General features: G+C 64.4%; 17 protein-coding genes. 7 read left to right on the top strand and 10 right to left on the bottom strand.

Translation table 11 applies throughout. From position 1 onward, the window contains the following. The first annotated feature begins 98 nt into the window (after positions 1-98). The 3 genes from IVB18_RS34915 to ppc all read left to right on the top strand — a co-directional run bounded on the left by IVB18_RS34915 (position 99) and on the right by ppc (position 5,074). Positions 99-1,643, top strand: a complete 1,545-nt coding sequence (locus tag IVB18_RS34915) for an acyl-CoA synthetase (RefSeq protein WP_247984841.1) — start codon at positions 99-101, stop codon at positions 1,641-1,643. 94 nt (positions 1,644-1,737) lie between these two features. Continuing rightward, a complete protein-coding gene (locus tag IVB18_RS34910) occupies positions 1,738-2,142 on the top strand; it encodes a YccF domain-containing protein (RefSeq protein ID WP_247984840.1) in 405 nt (134 codons plus the stop codon). 133 nt (positions 2,143-2,275) lie between these two features. Then, on the top strand, positions 2,276-5,074 hold the full coding sequence (gene ppc / locus IVB18_RS34905; protein WP_247984839.1) for a phosphoenolpyruvate carboxylase: 2,799 nt from the start codon (positions 2,276-2,278) through the stop codon (positions 5,072-5,074). A gap of 61 nt (positions 5,075-5,135) precedes the next feature. On the opposite strand, the gene IVB18_RS34900 is transcribed toward ppc, so the two are convergent. The 4 genes from IVB18_RS34900 to IVB18_RS34885 all read right to left on the bottom strand — a co-directional run bounded on the left by IVB18_RS34900 (position 5,136) and on the right by IVB18_RS34885 (position 8,956). Further along, on the bottom strand, positions 5,136-6,251 hold the full coding sequence (locus IVB18_RS34900; RefSeq protein ID WP_247984838.1) for an SMP-30/gluconolactonase/LRE family protein: 1,116 nt from the start codon (positions 6,249-6,251) through the stop codon (positions 5,136-5,138). Positions 6,252-6,368: 117 nt separating this feature from the next. Then, positions 6,369-7,283: an SDR family oxidoreductase gene (locus IVB18_RS34895; RefSeq protein ID WP_247984837.1), complete on the bottom strand. Its 915-nt coding sequence runs from the start codon at positions 7,281-7,283 to the stop codon at positions 6,369-6,371. A gap of 116 nt (positions 7,284-7,399) precedes the next feature. Beyond that, the gene (locus tag IVB18_RS34890; RefSeq protein WP_247984836.1) at positions 7,400-8,539 is read right to left on the bottom strand and encodes a thiolase; all 1,140 of its coding nucleotides are present in this window, start codon (positions 8,537-8,539) and stop codon (positions 7,400-7,402) included. A 3-nt stretch (positions 8,540-8,542) separates the two neighbouring features. Continuing rightward, on the bottom strand, positions 8,543-8,956 hold the full coding sequence (locus IVB18_RS34885; RefSeq protein ID WP_247984835.1) for an OB-fold domain-containing protein: 414 nt from the start codon (positions 8,954-8,956) through the stop codon (positions 8,543-8,545). A 178-nt stretch (positions 8,957-9,134) separates the two neighbouring features. Between IVB18_RS34885 and IVB18_RS34880 the strand changes: the two genes are divergently transcribed. From IVB18_RS34880 to alkB, 4 genes are all read left to right on the top strand, one after another. Continuing rightward, positions 9,135-10,484 carry an amidase gene (locus IVB18_RS34880; protein WP_247984834.1) on the top strand — a complete coding sequence of 450 codons (1,350 nt, stop codon included), beginning with the start codon at positions 9,135-9,137 and terminating at the stop codon, positions 10,482-10,484. Continuing rightward, positions 10,477-11,163 (top strand): DUF2848 domain-containing protein, encoded by a 687-nt coding sequence (locus IVB18_RS34875; RefSeq protein WP_247984833.1) that lies wholly within the window; start codon positions 10,477-10,479, stop codon positions 11,161-11,163. The genes IVB18_RS34880 and IVB18_RS34875 overlap by 8 nt, the downstream gene beginning before the upstream one ends. A 184-nt stretch (positions 11,164-11,347) precedes the next feature. Continuing rightward, complete coding sequence (locus tag IVB18_RS34870; protein ID WP_247984832.1) at positions 11,348-12,097, top strand: 2OG-Fe(II) oxygenase; 750 nt, start codon at positions 11,348-11,350, stop codon at positions 12,095-12,097. A gap of 23 nt (positions 12,098-12,120) precedes the next feature. Continuing rightward, entirely contained in the window at positions 12,121-12,774 is a 654-nt protein-coding gene (alkB, locus tag IVB18_RS34865; protein ID WP_247984831.1) for a DNA oxidative demethylase AlkB, read from the top strand. Positions 12,775-12,794: 20 nt separating this feature from the next. Here the strand turns inward: alkB and IVB18_RS34860 are convergent, their stop codons facing one another. From IVB18_RS34860 to hpaH, 6 genes are all read right to left on the bottom strand, one after another. Then, positions 12,795-14,420 (bottom strand): thiamine pyrophosphate-dependent enzyme, encoded by a 1,626-nt coding sequence (locus IVB18_RS34860; protein WP_247984830.1) that lies wholly within the window; start codon positions 14,418-14,420, stop codon positions 12,795-12,797. 25 nt (positions 14,421-14,445) lie between these two features. Further along, on the bottom strand, positions 14,446-15,315 hold the full coding sequence (locus tag IVB18_RS34855; protein ID WP_247984829.1) for a fumarylacetoacetate hydrolase family protein: 870 nt from the start codon (positions 15,313-15,315) through the stop codon (positions 14,446-14,448). Between the two features lie 166 nt (positions 15,316-15,481). Continuing rightward, positions 15,482-16,465 carry a 3,4-dihydroxyphenylacetate 2,3-dioxygenase gene (hpaD, locus tag IVB18_RS34850; protein WP_247984828.1) on the bottom strand — a complete coding sequence of 328 codons (984 nt, stop codon included), beginning with the start codon at positions 16,463-16,465 and terminating at the stop codon, positions 15,482-15,484. A gap of 118 nt (positions 16,466-16,583) precedes the next feature. Then, a complete protein-coding gene (hpaE, locus tag IVB18_RS34845; protein ID WP_247984827.1) occupies positions 16,584-18,122 on the bottom strand; it encodes a 5-carboxymethyl-2-hydroxymuconate semialdehyde dehydrogenase in 1,539 nt (512 codons plus the stop codon). Beyond that, positions 18,115-18,513 carry a 5-carboxymethyl-2-hydroxymuconate Delta-isomerase gene (locus tag IVB18_RS34840; RefSeq protein ID WP_247984826.1) on the bottom strand — a complete coding sequence of 133 codons (399 nt, stop codon included), beginning with the start codon at positions 18,511-18,513 and terminating at the stop codon, positions 18,115-18,117. Before IVB18_RS34840 ends, hpaE begins: the two co-directional genes overlap by 8 nt. A gap of 57 nt (positions 18,514-18,570) precedes the next feature. After that, positions 18,571-19,377, bottom strand: coding sequence for a 2-oxo-hept-4-ene-1,7-dioate hydratase (gene hpaH, locus IVB18_RS34835; protein WP_247984825.1), 807 nt, complete (start codon positions 19,375-19,377; stop codon positions 18,571-18,573). Between the last annotated feature and the right edge of the window lie 2 nt (positions 19,378-19,379).

Genomic DNA, 19,379 nt, shown 5'->3' with positions numbered 1-19,379 from the left:
CTTGGCCCAAGGCGACGAAGCAAGAACGTGGATCACCGGGACAAGCCCGGTGATGACGACTAACTGGCACCGTCGCTAAGCAACAAAGAATAACAACAATGAGCGAAACGTCCCAATTCCGCGGCATCGTCTCTGGCGGGCGCCGCCGTGCCCACGCCGAGGTCGCCAACCGCGCCGACCGCATCGCAAACGGCCTTGCCAGGATCGGCGTCAAACAGGGCGATTGCGTCTGCATGCTCATGCGGAACGACATAGCGTTTCTGGAGGCTGCCTACGCCGCGATGCGGCTCGGGGCCTATGGCGTGCCGATCAACTGGCACTTCAAGCCGGAGGAGATCAACTACATCCTGAAGGACACCGGCACCTCCGTGCTGATCGGGCACGCGGACATGCTGCATGGCTTGCGCGACGCGATCCCCAAGAGCGTCACCGTGCTCAGCGTGCCGACGCCGCCGGAGATTCTCGGTAACTACAAAATTGATCCGGATCATCTGGCGACGCCGGATTTCGCGATCGATTTCGAGTCATGGCTTGCGCAGTACCAGCCTTATGACGGCCCGGTCGTGCCGCAGCCCATGAACATGATTTACACGTCCGGTACGACCGGTCATCCCAAAGGCGTGCGGCGCAATGCGCCGACGCCGGACCAAGCCGCAGCCGGCGAGCGCATGCGCGCGATGATCTATGGCCTCAAGCCCGGTGCCCGCGCTATTCTGCCGGGGCCGCTCTATCATTCCGCGCCGAATTCGTTCGGCATCCGCGCGGGCAAGCTCGGCGGCGCGCTGGTGTTGATGCCGCGCTTCGAGGCCGAAGAGTTTCTCGAACTGATCGAGCGGTACAGAATCGACACCATCTTCATGGTCCCGACCATGTTCATCCGCCTGATGAAGCTGCCGGAGCAGGTGCGCAAGAAGTACGACGTCTCCTCGCTGCGCCATATCATCCATGCCGCGGCCCCCTGTCCGGCGGACGTCAAGCGCGCCATGATCGAATGGTGGGGGCCGGTGATCTACGAGTTCTACGGCTCGACCGAATCCAGCGCCGTGACCTTCGCGACCTCCGAGGATGCGCTGAGAAAGCCCGGCACGGTCGGCAGGATATCGCCCGGCGCAGAACTGCGCTTCCTCGGTGAGGACGGCCGCGTGCTGCCGGTTGGCGAGATCGGCGAGATCTATTCCCGCATGCCCGGAATGGCTGATTTCACCTACCACAACAAGCCGGAGAAGCGCGCCGAGATCGACCGCGACGGCTTCATCACCTCGGGCGATGTCGGCTACATCGACGCGGACGGCTACGTCTTCATCTGCGACCGCAAGCGCGACATGGTGATCTCGGGCGGCGTCAACATCTATCCGGCCGAAATCGAGTCGGTGCTCTATGCCGTTCCCGGCGTGCATGATTGCGCGGTGTTCGGTATCCCCGACGCCGAGTTCGGCGAAGCGCTGATGGCGGTGGTCGAGCCGCAGGCCGGCATCACGCTCGACGCCGTCGACATTCGCGTGCGGCTGAAGACCTCGCTCGCCGACTACAAGGTACCCAAGCACATCGAGATCCGTACGGGTCTGCCGCGCGAAGACTCCGGAAAGATTTTCAAGCGCCGCCTGCGCGATCCCTATTGGGAGCAGGCCGGACGGAAAATCTGACGGAGCTTCGCTCGTTCGGGCGGATGTCCGAGCTGTCTTCGCAGAGACAATTTTCGAGCCTATACAAGCAGGGTCATTGACCGCGGAAAATCCCATGGCTCCGGTTTCCATTCTGCTCAACCTGCTCTGGATTCTCATTGGCGGTGCCTGGATGGCGTTCGGCTGGCTGGTGGCCTCCGTGATCATGGCCATCACCATCGTCGGCCTGCCCTGGGCGCGCGCGGCGTTCAACATCGCCGTCTACACGCTCCTGCCGTTCGGCTCGAAGGCGGTGCGGCGCGACGAGGTCACCGGTGAGAGCGATATCGGCACTGGCCCGCTCGGGTTGCTCGGTAATATCGTCTGGTTGCTGCTCGCTGGTTGGTGGCTGGCGCTCGGTCATGTCGTTACCGCAGTGATCCTCGCGATCACCATCATCGGTATCCCCTTCGCCTGGGCCCATCTGAAGCTCGCGGCCATCGCGCTCTGGCCGATCGGCAAGGTGATCGTGCCGGCCTAGTTCTGACAAGGAGCGGAGCCGGAATTCGCTCCCCGGTGTGCGCCGCCCCTAACTTCATCTTGCGCTGCGGCAAAAAACTTGCACACTCGGTTGGAACCGGGCAGCCAAGCGAGCTCGAACAACGGAGCGAGCCATGTCCCTCCTGACCGTACCATCCGACGCCGCCGACCATCGCTCCAACCGCGCCGAGGACGTCCAGGCGCTGGAGGCTGATGTGCGGCTGCGCGACGACATCCGTCTGCTCGGGCGCATCCTCGGTGATACGGTGCGCGACCAGGAGGGCGCCGAATTGTTCGACCTGGTCGAGCGTATCCGGCAGACCTCGATCCGGTTCCACCGCGACGAGGACCGGCTTGCCCGCCGCGAGCTCGAGCAGATCCTCGACAGCATGTCGACCTCCGAGACGGTGCGCATCGTCCGCGCCTTCAGCTATTTCTCCCACCTCGCCAACATCGCCGAGGATCAGAACAACATCCGCCAGATGCGCGCCCGTACCGCCGCCAAGAATGGCGGCTCCGGGGTGCTTGCGGAAACGTTGGCCCATGCCAAGGCGGCAGGTATCAGCGCCGACGAGCTGCGGCGTTTTTTCAAGGACGCCCAAGTCAGTCCGGTCCTGACCGCGCACCCGACCGAGGTCCGCCGCAAGAGCACCATGGACCGCGAGATGGAGGTCGCAGCTCTGCTCGATCGCCGCGAGCGGGTCGCGCTGACCGAAGACGAGGCCGCCGCCAGCGACGAGCAGTTGCGCCGCGAGGTGCTGACGCTGTGGCAGACCAATCTGTTGCGCCGGACCAAGCTCACCGTGCTCGATGAGGTCGCCAACGGCCTGTCGTTCTACGACTACACCTTCCTCCGCGAGGTGCCGCGGCTGGTCAACGCGCTGGAAGACCGGCTGGAGGAGGGCGGCGAGCAGGCCGCAGGCGAGCTCGCCTCGTTCCTGCGGATGGGAAGCTGGATCGGCGGCGACCGCGACGGCAATCCCTTCGTCACCGCCGATGTGATGCGCGGTACGCTGCGGCTTCAGTCGAGCCGGGTGATGCAGTTTTATCTGAACGAGCTGCACGTGCTCGGCGCCGAGCTGTCGATCGCGGCCCATCTCGCCGACGTCTCCGAGGAGCTGCGCACGCTCGCGGAGCGCTCGCCGGACACCTCGCCGCACCGGAGCGGCGAGCCCTACCGCCTCGCGGTCTCCGGTATCTATGCGCGCCTGACAGCAACGGCTGAAAAGCTCCAGGTCGAGATCACCCGGAGGCCGGTCGGCAAGGGCGAGCCGTACCAGACCGTGAAGGAGCTGCAAGCCGATCTCGACGTGCTGCACCGCTCGCTGATCTCCAACAATGCCCGCGTCATCGCCCGTGGCCGCCTGCGGCTGCTGCGGCGCGCGGTGGATTGCTTCGGTTTCCATCTGGCGCGGCTCGACATCCGCCAGAACTCGGCGGTGCACGAGCGCACCATTGCCGAACTGATGGACGCCGCTAACCCCGGCACGTCCTATCTCGCGCTCGGCGAGGAGGCACGCATTTCACTGCTCACCAACGAATTGCGTAGCGCGCGGTCGCTGGTCTCGCAGTTCGTCAAGTACAGCGACGAGACCATGGGTGAGCTCAACGTCTTCCATGCTGCCGCGGAGGCACACGCAAAGTTCGGCTCGGACGCCATCCACCAATGCATCATCTCGATGTGCAAGGGCATGTCTGACATGCTCGAGGTCGCGGTGCTGCTGAAGGAGGTTGGTCTGGTCCATCCCTCCGGGCGCAGCGCCATCAACATTGTGCCGCTGTTCGAGACCATCGAGGACTTGCAGGCGTCATCCGGCATCATGGACCGCATGCTGTCGCTGCACGATTACCGCCGCCTCGTCGACAGCCGCGGCAGCGTGCAGGAGGTCATGCTCGGCTATTCCGACAGCAACAAGGACGGCGGTTTCGTCACCTCGGGCTGGGAGCTCTACAAGGCCGAGATCGGCCTCGTCGAAGTGTTCGAACGCCATCACGTCCGCCTGCGCCTGTTTCACGGCCGCGGCGGCTCGGTTGGCCGCGGCGGCGGCCCGAGCTACGACGCCATCATCGCGCAGCCCGGCGGCGCCGTGAACGGCCAGATCCGCATCACCGAGCAGGGCGAGATCATCTCGTCGAAATATTCCAACGCCGAGGTCGGCCGCAGCAATCTGGAGATACTGGCTGCGGCGACGCTGGAGGCGAGCCTGCTGCATTCGCGCCAGAGCGCGCCGCGCCGCGAATATCTGACCGCGATGGACGAATTGTCGAACCTCGCCTTCAAGGCCTATCGCGGCCTCGTCTACGAGACCGACGGCTTTGTCGATTATTTCTGGGAATCCACCGTCATCAACGAGATCGCGACGCTCAACATCGGCAGCCGTCCGGCCTCGCGCAAGAAGACCCGCGCGATCGAGGACCTCCGCGCGATCCCCTGGGTGTTCTCCTGGGCGCAATGCCGCCTGATGCTGCCGGGCTGGTACGGCTTTGGCAGCGCGGTCGAACAATGGATCGCGGAGCATCCCGACCAGGGCATGCCGTTCCTCAAAGAGCTCTACAAGGAATGGCCGTTCTTCCGCATGCTGTTGTCGAACATGGACATGGTGCTGGCCAAAAGCTCGATCGCGATCGCCTCGCGCTATGCCGAGCTCGTGCCCGATGAGGCCCTGCGTGAAAAGATCTTCGGCCGCATCCGCCGCGAATGGCATTCCTGCATCGAGACGCTGCTCGATATCATGGGCCAGGATCGCTTGCTCCAGGGCAATCCGCTGCTGGAGCGCTCGGTGCGCCACCGCTTCCCCTATCTCGACCCGCTCAATCACGTGCAGGTCGAGCTGTTGAAGGAGCACCGCGCGCAGAACCCCGACGAGCAGGTGCTGCGCGGGATTCAGCTGACGATCAACGGCATCTCGGCGGGGTTGAGGAATACGGGTTGAGGAGCGAATAGCGAATGGCGAATGGATTCCACTCGCCATTCGCCACTCACCATTCGCTTCTTCAACAGAAATGCGCGCCCTGCGTCTCCACATAGACCGAATAGAGCGACTGGCTCGCGGTCATGAACAGGCGATTGCGCTTCCTGCCGCCGAAGCAGACATTGGCGCAGGTCTCGGGCAGCAGGATCTGTCCGATGCGCGCGCCGTCGTTCGGTGCGAACACCTGCACGCCGTCATAGCCCGGTCCCACCCAGCCGGCGCCGACCCAGATGTTGCCTTCGGTGTCGACGCGCAGGCCGTCGGGAAAGCCTGACTTGCCGTCGAGCTTCATGTCGATCAGCCGTTTCGGATTGGACAGCTTCGGGCCGTCGATGTCATAGGACCACACCACGTTCTCGGCTTGCGGATAATGCGTGATGCCGGTGTCGCAGACATAGAGCTTCTTGTAGTCGTGGCTGAAGGCGATGCCGTTCGGCTTGAACGGCTCGTCGGCGACCTTCGCGACTTGTCCGGTCTGTGTGTCCAGACGATAGACCGCTTCCTTCTGGAAGGGCTGGAGCGAGCCGGTATTGGCAAGCTTGCCCTCGTAGATGCTGATCGCGCCATAGCCGGGATCGGTGAACCAGATCGCCTTGTCGTTGGGATGCACCACCATGTCGTTCGGGCCGTTGAGCGGCTTGCCATTAACCTGCTCGGCGAGCACCGTGAGCGAGTTGTCGTGCTCGTAGCGGACGAGGCGGGTGCGCTCGGCGGTGATCTGGCGTCCCTCGGTGTCGAACGAGTTGCCGTTGGCCTCGTTCGACGGCTTGTGGAATTGCTCGGAGATGTGGCCGTCGTCGTCGAGGTAACGAAGTTGCCGGTTGGCGGGGATGTCGCTCCAGACGAGATATTGGCCCTGCGCATTCCACGCCGGTCCCTCCGCCCACAGGCAGCCGGTGTAGAGCCGCTTGATCGTGGTGTTGCCGACCTTGGCCTTGAAGCGCTTGGGGTCGATGACGACGATGTCGGGGTCGGGATAGCGCTGCGGCTCGGCGTTGGTGCCGAAGTCGCGGGCGCTGGCCTCTGAGGCGAGCAGAGCGGATGCGGCGAGAGCCGCCGTGCCCTTGAGGAGATCGCGGCGGCCGAGGCCGCCGGTCGTTGCAGACGGGTCGTTGGGGTTGGTCAGTATTCTTGTCATGGTTTCCTCCCAAAGTTGTGTTGGGAGAACACCATCCGCCCGCAATCGGGCCTAAACCGGGGCGATCTCTGGCCCAGACAAACCAGAGATCGCAGGGCAGGGATGCCGGAAATGCGGCTAGACGGGATCCCAAGGGAAGATGTCGGCCGAGCGGTCGAGCTTGTAGAACGAACCCTTCAGCGCCGGCATGCCGTGCTCGGCGATGGTTTGGGGCGTCCAGCCTTCGCTTCGATGCACCGAGCGCAGTGGCCTGTTCTGGCTGAACAGGAAGAGTTCGTTCATGCGCGCGCCGAAGATTTGCCCGGTGACATCCTTGGCGGCATCAGAGAGCAGATAAGCGCAGACCGGCGCGATCTTCTCCGGCCCCATCTGCTTGATCTTCTCGACGCGCGCTTTCTCGGCTTCGGTCTCGGTTGGGATGGTGCCGATCATGCGGGTCCAGGCGAACGGTGAGACGCAGTTGGAGCGGACGTTGAAGCGGCCCATGTCGAGCGCAATCGACTTCGACAGGCCGACGATGCCGAGCTTGGCGGCAGCGTAGTTGGCCTGGCCGAAATTGCCGATCAGGCCGGAGGTCGAGGTGAAGTGCACGAAGGAGCCGGACTCCTGCTCGCGGAAAATCCGCGCCGCGGCGTGCGAGACATAGAACGAGCCCATCAGGTGGACCTTGATGACGGCCTCGAACGCTTCCACGCTCATCTTGTGGAAGATCATGTCGCGCAAAATGCCGGCATTGTTGACGACGCCGTCGAGCCGGCCGAAATGATCGGTCGCGGTCTTCACGATCTTGCTCGCGGGGATGGCTTCGGCCACCGACTCGAAATTGGCGACCGCGGTGCCGCCGCGCTTATTGATCTCCTCGACCACTTCCTCAGCGGGTGCGGCGTTCGAGCCCGCGCCGTCGGCGGCAACACCGGGATCGTTGACCACGACCTTGGCGCCTTCCGCCGCGCAGAGCAGCGCGATCTCCCGCCCGATGCCGCGGCCCGCGCCGGTGACGATGATGACCTTGTCTTGCAGTGATTTTGTCATGTGGATTCTCCGCTATGCGTTCCGATCTCTGCCGTCATTCCGGGATGGTGCGAAGCACCAGACCCGGAATCTCGAGATTCCGGGTTCGCGCTATGCGCGCCCCGGAATGACGGGCCTTATCTCTCGTTCGTAAACACGATCGTGCCTGACGCTGCGAACATGCCGCCGACGCCATGGCACACCGAAATCTTCGCGTTCGGCACTTGCGCCGGCGCAATGCCGCGCATCTGCCGCACGCTCTCCTGAAGCGCGTACATGCCGTACATGCCCGAATGCATGTAGGACAACCCGCCGCCGTTGGTGTTGAGCGGCAGCTTAGCCCCGGGCCGCGTGTTGCCGTCCGCGATGAATTTTCCAGTCTCCTCATGCGGCATGAAGCCGAGGTCGCCGAGGCCGAACAGCGGCAGATGCGCAAAGGCGTCGTAGATCATGAGATGGTCGACATCCCCGTGCGCGATGCCGGCCTCCTTGAACGCCAGCGGCCCCGCAGTCTTGAAGGCGCGCGAGGAGTTGAATGTCTCCATCTGGCTCACCATCGGCGTCTCCACGCTCTCGCCGGTGCCCATGATGTAGACCGGCTTGCGCGGAAAATCCCTGGCGCGGTCGGCCGAGGTCAGGATCAGCGCGCCGCCACCGTCGGTGACGAGGCAGCACTGCAGCAGCCGGAACGGATAGGCGATCATGCGCGAATTGAGGACGTCCGCAACCGTGATCGGATCCTTCATCATCGCGCGCGGATTCTTCGCCGCCCATTCCCGCTGCACCACCGCGACCGAGGCAAGCTGCTCATGGGTGATGCCGTAGGTCTTCATGAAGCGCAGCACGGGGATCGGGAACATGCTGGGCGGGCCGTAGACGCCGAACGGCACCTCGAACTGGCCTTGCAGGCTGTCGGCGGGGATCGAGCGCGGCGCCTTGCCGATCATCGACTTGCCGCTCTCGGCATGTGTGATCAGCACGGTCTTGCACAGACCGGCCTCGATCGCCGCCGCCGCATGGCGGACATGCAGCATGAACGAGCAGCCGCCGACCGAAGTGCCGTCCACCCAGGTCGGCTTGATGCCGAGATAGTGGCAGACCTGCTGCGGCGTCTCGACCGCGGTGGCAAAACCGTCGATGTCGGACAGCTTCAGCCCGGCATCGGCGATGGCATTGAGTGCCGCATCCGCGTGAAGCTGGAGCTGCGACATGTTGGGGATGACACCGAGCTCGGTGGTTTCGGCCGCGCCGACGACGGCAACCTGATTGCTGCGCATGGCCTATCCCTTCGCCGGACGGAATACGGGGAGGGTGATCTTGTCGTCGAGCTTCTCGAAGGCGACCTCGAGCTTCATGTCGAGTTCGAGTGCTTCCGGCGTCTGCGGGCAGTCGATGATGTTGCTCATCATCCGCGGCCCCTCGGCAAGCTCCACCACGGCGATCGCATAAGGCGGCGTGAAGCCCGGTGCGGCGGGACGGTGATTGATCACGTAGCTGTAGAGAAAGCCCTTGCCGCTCGCGTTGAAGGCAGAGACCTTGCGCGAGGCGCAGGACGGGCAAAACGGGCGCGGCGGAAAGTAGACATGCGCGCAGGCGTCGCAGCGTTGCAGGCGCAACTCGCCCGCGTTGGTGCCGTCCCAGAAATGCTGGGTTTCCGGCGTTGGTTTCGGTCGCGCGCGCTGCGGTTCGGCCATGTCGGCAAGTCCTCCCGAGGTCCAGGCTCTGGGGCCCGCCTGTTGCGATCTTGATGCGACAATTGACTATGGCGCGTCAACGGTCCAGCAACGCGCATGCATGCCATCATGCGCACAATGCTTGTGTCGAACTGAGGCCGCGCTATAGATTGCGCGCGCAATATTCCGTGAGACAGACATGCCCGATTTTCCGACACTGGCGAAGCTTGCCGAAGACCTCGAGAGCGGCCGCACGACCTCCCGCAAGCTGGTCGAGGCGTGCCTCGCCAAAATCGCCGATCCGGCCGGCGAGGGCCAGCGCGCCTTCATCCATGTCGACCAGGACGCCGCACTCGCGACTGCGGACGCGATGGACGGCTTGCGCAAGGTCAAGGCCGCGCCGTCGCGCTATGCCGGTATCCCGATCTCGATCAAGGATCTCTTCGACATCAAGGGGCAGGTGACGCGCGCCGGCTCCCGGGCGCTCGACGATTCTCTGCCGGCCGAGCGCGATGCGGTGACCGTCGCGCGGCTACGCCAGGCCGGCTTCGTCGTGATCGGGCGGACCAACATGACCGAGTTCGCTTATTCCGGCATCGGCATCAATCCGCATTTCGGCACGCCCAAGGGAGCCTGGAACCGGGCCAAGGGCCATGTGCCCGGCGGCTCGTCCTCGGGTGCCGCGGTGTCCGTGCTTGACGGCATGGCGCATGGCGCGCTTGGCACCGACACCGGCGGCTCCTGCCGGATTCCTGCGGCCTTCAACGGCATCGTCGGCTACAAGCCGACGCAGCGGCGCGTGCCGCTGGACGGTTCGGTGCCGCTGTCATTCTCGCTCGACAGCATCGGGCCGCTGGCGCGATCGGTCAGTTGCTGTGCCGTACTCGATGCGGTGCTTGCGAACGAGCCAATTGTCCCGCTGAGGCCGCGGCCGGTCCAGGGCATGCGGCTGGCGGTGCCGACCACGATCGCGCTCGACGACCTCGACGCGGCCGTGGCCGAGACGTTCGAGCGCGCGCTGAAATCGCTTTCCGATCACGGCGCCATCATAGAGCGCATTCAGATGGCCGAATTCCACGACATCGGGCCGATGAATGCCAAGGGTGGTTTTGCCGCGTCCGAGAGCTACGCCTGGCACCGCTACCTCATCAGCGCCAAGGGCGACGTCTACGACCCCAGAGTCTTCGTGCGGATCATGCGCGGCGAGGCGCAGAGCGCGGCCGACTACATCGATCTGCTCAATGAGCGCCGCTCGCTGATCGCGCGCGTCAATGCGCGCATCGCGCCCTATGATGCGCTGGTGCTGCCGACCACCGCCAACACCCCGCCGAAGATTTCCGATCTTGCCGACGACAAGGCGTTCACCACCGAGAACCTGCGCGCCTTGCGCAATTGCACCCTGATCAACATGATCGACGGCTGCGCCATTTCGCTGCCGGCACATCGCGAGGGCGATGTTCCCGTCGGCCTGATGCTTGCAGGTGCGGGTGGATCGGACCGTCGTGTTTTCGAACTTGCTGCCGGCATGGAGGCCGTGATCCGTGTTTGACCTGACTTTCACCGTAGACGCCCAGGACGCCACAACGCCGTTGACGCTGGCGATCGACCAGGCCGTCATCGCCGGCTGGACCGGCCGCGATCCCGTCGCGCGCGACAAGCATATCGCGGAACTGGAAGCCGTCGGCATCGCCCGGCCGGCCTCGACGCCGATCTACTACCGCGTCTCGGCGCGGCGGCTGACCATGGAAGACAGCATCGAATGCTGCGGCGGCGACTCCTCTGGCGAAGTCGAGTTCGTGCTGATCGGCTGGCAGGGCCGTATCTTCGTCGGCTGCGGCTCCGACCACACCGACCGCAAGGTCGAGGCCTATAACGTCACCGTCTCCAAGCAGATGTGCGACAAGGTGGTCGCCTCGACGCTGTGGGAGCTCGAGGACGTCATCGGCCATTGGGACCGGATGATCCTGCGCTCCTACGCCTGGATCAAGGGCGAGCGCGTGCTCTACCAGGAAGGCACGCTGGACGCGATGCTGCCGGTCGACGATCTCATCGCGCGCGGATTCGACGGCAAGAAGCTTCCCGACGGCTGCGCCATGTTCGGCGGCACCTTTGCCGCCAAGGGCGGCATCCGCCCCGCCGACCGTTTCGAGTTCGAGCTGGAGGATCCCGTGCTGAAGCGGACGATCAAGCATGGGTATGACGTGGTGATGCTGCCGGTGCTGGGCTAGGTTCCCACCGGAAATCGGGTGGTTGTTGCCGCCGGGATTTGCGACACCACTTCCGTCATTCCGGGGCGCGCCCTCTTGGGCGCGGGCCCGGAATCCACCGTACGGCACAGTCGGTGGATGAATGGATTCCGGGCTCGCGACTTTGTCGCGCCCCGGAATGACGGAAGTGGATAGGATGGTCGCCATGGCAATCGCGAAACGTGCTCCCGCCGCCGTCAATCAGACGACCAACCCTGTCGCCCGCGTCGACGCCCTCGACTGGCCGCAAATCACAAGCGAACTCGACGCGCAGGGCTGCGCCGTCCTGAAGAATCTACTCACGCCGGAAGACTGCCGCACGATGGCCGCGCTCTATCCCGACGACGTCCACTTCCGCAGTCGTATCGTCATGGGCCGGCACGGCTTCGGCCGCGGCGAGTACAAGTACTTTTCCTATCCGCTCCCCGACCTGATCGCGCAATTGCGGCCGGCACTCTATGCGCATCTGCAAGGCGTCGCCAATCGTTGGAACGAAGCGATGGGGATCGACATCCGCTATCCCGCAGGCCATGCAGCTTTCCTGAAGCGCTGCCACGACGCGGGGCAGGCGCGGCCGACGCCGCTGCTGCTGCAATACGAGGCCGGCGACTTCAACTGCCTGCATCAGGATCTCTACGGCGAGCACGTGTTTCCGCTCCAGGTCGCGATCCTGCTGTCGGAGCCGGGACGCGATTTCAGCGGCGGCGAGTTCGTGCTGACCGAGCAGCGCCCGCGCATGCAGTCCCGCGCCGAAGTGGTGCCGTTGGTGCAAGGCGACGCGGTGGCTTTCGCTGTGCATCATCGCCCCGTGCAGGGGACACGCGGCACCTACCGCGTTAATCTGCGTCATGGCGTCAGCCGTATCAGGTCCGGCCAGCGCCACACGCTGGGTGTGATCTTCCATGATGCCAAGTAAACCATGCTGAGTGAGCGCGACGATTGACGGCGGATTTGTTTGACAATGTTGCCGAGGCGCAGCCGTCGCGCGAGGAGATCGCCGAGGGCGCCGTGTTGCTGCGCGGCTTCGTCAAGCCGATCGAGGAGGAATTGATTGCCGCCGTGCGCACGATCGTGGGGCAATCGCCGTTCCGGCGGATGACCACGCCCGGCGGCTACCAGATGTCGGTGGCGATGACGAATTGCGGCGAGCGCGGCTGGATCACCGATCACACCGGCTATCGCTATGATCCGATCGATCCGCGAACCGACGCGCCATGGCCCGGGATGCCGCCCGTGTTCCGCGATCTGGCCTGCCGCGCGGCGGAGCAGGGCGGGTTCACAGGCTTCGCGCCCGAAGCGTGCCTCGTCAATCGCTACGAGCCCGGCACGCGGCTGTCGCTGCATCAGGACAAGGACGAGCTCGATTTCGCGGCGCCGATCGTCTCGGTCTCGCTCGGGTTGCCTGCAACCTTCCTGTTCGGCGGCATGGCCCGCAGCGACAAGCCGCGCCGCTTCCGGCTGATCCATGGCGACGTCGTGGTCTGGGGCGGGCCGAGCCGGCTCGCCTATCACGGCGTCGCGCCGCTCGCCGACGGCGAGCACGCGCTGCTCGGGCGGCAGCGGATCAACTTGACGTTCCGAAAAGTACGCTGATCTATCTCCTACATGAGGAGCTACGGCTTCGGCGGGTGAATGAACGCCCAGGGACTGACCTCGGAGTCGCGCGTCACCTCGACCGAGATCAGATACGGCCCGCCATGGGCCAGCGCCCTCTCCATCGCCGCCTTGAATTGATCCGGCGCGGTCACGCGCGCCGCGGCCACGCCGAAGGACTCCGCGAGCTTGACGAAATCAGGGTTGACCAGATCGGACGCCACCACGCGGCCGTCGAAGCGTTCGCGCTGGTCGCGGCGGACGTTGCCGTAGGCATTGTTGTTGAACACCAGCGTCACCACGCCGATGTTGAACTGCACGGCGGTGGCGAGCTCCTGCACGCCGAACATGAAGCCGCCATCGCCGGTGATCGCCACCACCGGCTTGTCCGGATTGGCGACCTTGGCGCCGAGCGCGGTCGGGAAACCCGAGCCGAGCGTGCCCTGATAGCCCGAGGTGACGAAGGTGCGCGGCTCGTAGATCGGAAAGCCGTACCAGGAAGCGAAGCCGACCTGCGACAATTCATCGGTGACGATCGCATTTTCCGGCAGCACCTCCCGCAGGATGTTGAGATACGCCATCTGCGGCTGGATGCGCTGGATCTCGGCTTGCGCAGTCGCAGTGGCCTCGCGGATCGCGGCGCGGCGTCCGGCGGTCTTGGTGTAGCCCGCCTTGCGCACGGCAGCGGCGAGGTCGGCGGTTGCGGCCTTGGCATCGGCGACAATGGCTGTATCCGAGGCGAAGCGCCGCATCTCGACGGGATCGATGTCGATGCGGATGCTCTTCAGGCCGTCAGGACGAAAAGGCCAGCGCGACATGGTCGGCAGCTCCAGTCGTGAGCCGATGCCGATCATGAGATCGGTCTTCGGCCACAGCTTGTAGGCCGCCGCCATGGTCAGCCCGAGCTCGTGCGCGTTGGAGACGATGCCGCGGCCGCTGCGGAAGGCGACCACGGGCGCATCGATCATCTCGGCAAGCTCGAGGATCTCCTCGCGAGCGTCGATCGCGCCGCTGCCGACGAATATCATCGGCGCTTTGCTGGCCTTGATCAGGCTAGCCGCTTGCTTCACGAGATCGGGATCCGGCAGCGGTGCGGGCAAAGGCTCCAGCACCTTTGCGGGCGCCGTGTCCGCGTGCTGGGTGAAGATATCCCAGGGCATCTCGACTGAGGCAGGACCGCGGCGTCCGGACGTCATCTCCTGGAAGGCGCGCGCCACGACAGTCGGCGCATTGCCGGGGTATTCGATCCGCTCCGCCCATTTCACGTAAGTGCGCAGAGTCGCAAGCTGGTCCGGCATCTCGTGCAGATGGCCGCGGCCCTTGCCCAAAAACTGGGTCGGGACCTGGCCGGTGACGCACAGCACCGGCTCGTTGCAGCCGTACGCGGTGAGCAGTGCCGCGCTGGCGTTGAGCACGCCGGGACCGGGCACCACGCTGAACACGCCGGGCCTGCCGCTCGAGCGCGCATAGCCGAACGCCATGTAGCCGCAGGCCTGCTCGTGCCGGGCGCCGATCACCTTGAGCTGCGATTGGTGGAAGGCGTCGAACAGGCCGTAGACCTGCGCGCCGGGCAGGCCGAACACGGTGTCGACGCCATGGGCGACAAGGCCGCTTACGATCGCTTCGCCGCCGGTGAGGGTGGTCATGCTACTATTCCACTTCAATTGCTGTTCAGGCTTCGTCGACGACGCCGTTGCGTAGCATGCCGATGCCCTCGGCTTCGACCTCGACGACATCGCCGGGCTTTAAGTACCGCGGCGGATCGAACCGCGCACCGGCGCCGGTCGGCGTGCCCGTGACGATGATGTCGCCGGGAACGAGCGTCGCGAAGGTCGAGATATAGTTGATGAGGTAGCGGAACGGGAACATCAGCCGGCTGGTGCGGTCGTCCTGCCGCAGTTCGCCGTTGACGTGCGTGGTCAGGCGGATGTCGGCGATCTGCGATTCCTGCGTGTAGGGCACGAGCCACGGACCGAGGCTTCCGCTGGAATCACAATTCTTGCCTTGCGTGACGTTGAACTTGGCGTGGCGCAGCCAATCGCGCACCGAGCCTTCGTTGCAGAGCGTGAGCGCCGCAACGTGATCGAGCGCCGCGCTTTCCGGAATGTGCCGGCCGGCCTTGCCGATCACCAGCACAATTTCGCCTTCATAGTCGAGTTGCGCGGACGCGCGCGGACGTACCAACGGCATCTCATGGCCGACGAAGGAGCGTGGGCTCCGCATGAACATGCTCGGATATTTCGGCGCGTCCTGGCCGTCCTTGTACTCGGCGTTGCGGTCGGGATAGTTGACGCCGATACAGATGATCTTTTCCGGTGCCGGCACCGGCGGCAGCCAGGTGATGTCACTGAGCGCATGATCCGGCGCGCGACCTGCGGCTTCTTCGGCAAGGCTCGTGACCTTTCCGGCCGCGATCACCTCGCGCAGCGTCGGATAGTCCTTTGCGTGGCGCGCGGAGAGATCGACGATGCCGCCGTCAACGACGGCGCCGTAGTGGGTTGCACCTTTGATGGAATAGGTGGCGAGGCGAGGAAGAGTCATTGGCAGCACATTATTCCTTGTCGTCCCGGCGAAGGCCGGGACCCATACCCCCAACTGTCAATTTGAGGCATGTGGGTCGACGATCTCTTCAACAACCAAGGCCGGTGGTTATGGGTCCCAGCCTTCGCCGGGACGACGGGGAGAGAGTTTTTAATCGTCACTGACATCAATCCGCCACCAGCACATCGGCTACGAATCTCGGCTCGCGCACGGTCTGCCCCGCGAACGGCGAGCCCTGCTCGAACCACGAGCGCGGGGCCGGCGCGCCCCACAATGTCTGGCGGCGCGGATCGCGCAACGACCAGCGCAGCGGCTCGTGGTCGTGATCGCCGGTAAAATAGTCACTGGTGTAGAGCTCGAGGCGGTGGCCGTCGGGATCCCTGACATAGAGGAAGAACGCATTCGAGATGCCGTGGCGCCCGGGGCCGCGCTCGATGTTCTTGACGAAGCCTTGCGATGCCATCACGTCGCAGAGATGGATGATGTTCATCGCGGTCGGCGTCCAGTAGGCGAAGTGATGCAGCCGCGGGCCCTTGCCGTTGGTGATGGCGAAGTCGTGGACGTTGCCCTTGCGATGCATCCAGGCCGCGGCGATGCGCCCGTTCGGCCCGTCTTCCTCGGCGTATTCGGTGAGGCGGAAGCCGAGCCGGGCATAGAAATCGACGGTGTCCTGCACTTCCGCGGCAAAGACGTTGAAATGATCGAGCCGTTGCGGGTGACAGCCCTTGTAGAGGTCGAAACGACGCAAGAGATGCGGCCGCCGGTCCATCGTCGCATAGAGCTCGATCTGGAAGCCAAAGGGATCGGTGAATTGCAGCGTGCGGCCCTGGAAGGGTTGATCGACGAAGGCGTATCCAAGGCCGTTCTCGGAGAGAAAGGCGGCGGCCTTGTCGAGATCCTTGTCGTTGCCGACCTTGAAGCCGAGCCGGTTGCAGGCGGGCACGGCCGCCTTGCGCAGCACCAGCGAGTGATGCTGGTGCTCTTCCGAACCACGCAGATACACGACATTGTCGTCGGCATCCTCGACATGCAGGCCGACGATGGACTCATAAAACTCGCGGCTGAGCTTCAGGTCGGTCACGTCGAGCACGGCGTGGCTCGAGCGGATGATGTTGAACGGCGGCTCGAAGACGTGTTGCGGTACGGGCATTGCGGCTCTCTCCAGGCTCGTCATCCCGGGATGTCCCGAAGGGACAGGCCCGGGATCCATAATCCCGATTGGTGGTTATGGATTCCGGGCTCGCGCTCCGCGCGCCCCGGAATGACAATTACACTCCCAGTTTCTGAATCTTGTGCGTGCCTCGCGCCAGCGAGACGTGCTTGGTTTCCATGTAGAAGTCGAACGAATAGTCGCCGCCGTCGCGGCCGATGCCTGAGGCCTTCATGCCGCCGAACGGCGTCGGCAAATGGCGGACGTTTTCCGAATTCAGCCAGATCATGCCGGCTTCGAGCGCGTCGGCAACGCGCAACGCGCGGCCCATGTCGTTGGTCCAGACATAGCCGGTGAGGCCATAGCGGATGTCGTTGGCGATCTCGACTGCATCCGCCTCATCGCGGAAGGGCAGTACTGTGAGGAAGGGGCCGAACACCTCTTCCTGTGCCACCCGCATCTTGCCGTTCGCGCCGGTCACCAGCGTCGGCTCGACGTAATGTCCGCCGCCGGGACCGTCATGGGCCTTGCCGCCGACGGCGATCGTCGCACCATCCTGGCGCGCGACGTCGAAATAGGAGCAGACCTTTGCCAGATGCCGCTCGTGGATCAACGGCCCGATCTCGGTTGCGGGATCGAGGGGATGGCCGACCTTGAGCGCCTTTACGCGCGCGGTCAGCTTCTCCACGAATTTTTCCGCAATGCTCGCCTGGATCAGCAGGCGGCTGGAGGAGGTGCAACGCTCGCCGTTCAGCGAGTAGATCATGAACACCACGGCATCGAGCGCACGGTCCAGGTCGGCGTCGTCGAACACGATCACCGGGTTCTTGCCGCCGAGTTCGAAATGCACGCGCTTCAGGGTGGGGGCGCCCTGCTTCATGATCGCGGATCCCGTCGCGCTCTCGCCGACGAAGCCGATCGCCTTGATCGCGGGGTGTTCGGTCAGCGCCTTGCCGGCCTCTTCGCCGAAGCCGTGCACGGTGTTCAGCACGCCGTCGGGAACGCCGGCTTCCTTGACGAGCTTTGTCAAAATATCGGCTGTGACCGGCGACCACTCGGCCGGCTTATGCACAACGGTGCAGCCTGCCGCGAGAGCAGGGGCGATCTTCCAGGTCGAGAGCATGAACGGCGTATTCCACGGCGTGATGACGCCGACCGGGCCGATCGGCACGCGCGTCGAGACATTCCAATGCTCATCGCTCGGCGTGTTCTGGCCGTCGCGGGCTTCGCCGCATCTGTCGGCGAAGAAGCGGAAGTTTTCGGCAGCGCGGATCGCGGCCTTGGCCATGAAGCGATAGGCTTGGCCGGTGTCGATGCATTCGAGGACCGCGATGTCTTCGGAATTGTCCTCGATGGCATCAGCCACCCGATGCAGCAGCTTCTTCCGCATCGCAGGTCCCATGTCGCGCCAGGACTTGAAGGCGAGGGAGGCCGCAGTCGCCGCGCGGTCAATATCTTCGGCATTGCCGCGGGCGACGCTTGCGAGCGTCGCGCCATCGATCGGCGACTTCGTCTCAAAGGTCTCGCTGGTGATCGAGGGGACGATCTTGCCGTCGATCATGTGGCCGATGCCATCGGCGCGGAGTTGCTTCAGCAGCGGCGCGACGCGGTCGCGATTGGCCTGGAATACATCGGATTTCGGCGCGGGCTTATCCATGGGCGGCCTCCACTTTCAGGGCGTCGTGGATGTTGTTGCGCTTCCAGCTCGTGTCCTTGTCGTTGATTTGCATGTCGAACGACAAAGCGAATTTGCTGGCGGCAAAGACGGGATCGAGGTGACGGGAGAGCGCCTGGAAAACGTGCTCGCCGGCTTTCTGGCGGGTCGGAAGATCGCGGCCCTCGCCGATGCGCAGGACCATGTCGAGAAAGCCGTAATCCTGCCGGGCGTCGGCAATCGCATAATGCTCGCACCGGATGGCGCGGACGCGGATGCCGCCGAGCGGGAAGATGCCGGTCTCGACCGCCGCCTTGCGCACGACCTCGCACATCGCGCCGATGTCGAGGCGGCCATCGAGATTGGCCGAATATTCGATCGTGAAATGCGGCACGGCGGTTTCACTCCCTGTGTATTCTTGCAGTGTATTCTTGCAGTGTATTCTTGTTGGTCAGGCGAAGTGGCCGCTCACCGAGCCATAGGCGCCATAGTCGGCCTGAATTGTGTCGCCCTTGCGGGTCTCGATCGGACGGATGAATGAGCCTGCAAGCACCACCTGGCCCGGCTCCAGCGCAAGACCCAGCGGCGCGATTTTGTTCGCAAGCCAGGCGACCGCGGTCGCGGGATGATTGAGCACGCCCGCGGCAAGCCCGGTTTCCTCGAGCTGGCCGTTCTTGAAGCACAACGCGCCGATCCAGCGCAGGTCGGCTTCGAGCGGGCGGATCGGCCGCCCGCCGAGCACGATCCCGGCATTGGCGGCATTGTCGGCGATGGTGTCGAAGATCTTTCGCGTCGCCTTGGTCCTGGGGTCGACGCGTTCGATCCGCGTATCCAGAATCTCCAGCGCCGGCACTACGAAGTCGGTGGCGTTGAGCACATCGAACATCGTGCAGTTGGGCCCGGTGAGGCGTTTGCTCATGATGAAGGCGAGCTCGGCCTCCACCCGCGTGGCGATAAAGCGCTCGGTCGGGACCAGTCCGCCGTCGGCAAAGAACATGTCGTCGAGCAGCACGCCGGAATCCGGCTCGTCGATGTTGAGCGCGCTCTGCATCGCCTTCGAGGTCAGGCCGATCTTGTGGCCTTTGACGACACGCCCCTCGGCGATCTTGAATTCGACCCACGCCTTCTGAATCGCGTAGGCATCGGCGATGCTGATGTCGGGGAAGTCCTGCGAGAGCTGTCGGATCTGCGTGCGGGTCTTCTCCGCCTGGTGCAGACGGTTCGCGCAAGCTTGGATATCGTCGTTTGAAAGCGCCATTT

This window comes from Bradyrhizobium sp. 186 (assembly GCF_023101685.1).
Classification (GTDB): domain Bacteria; phylum Pseudomonadota; class Alphaproteobacteria; order Rhizobiales; family Xanthobacteraceae; genus Bradyrhizobium.
This window is presented reverse-complemented; position numbering and strand designations above follow the sequence as displayed.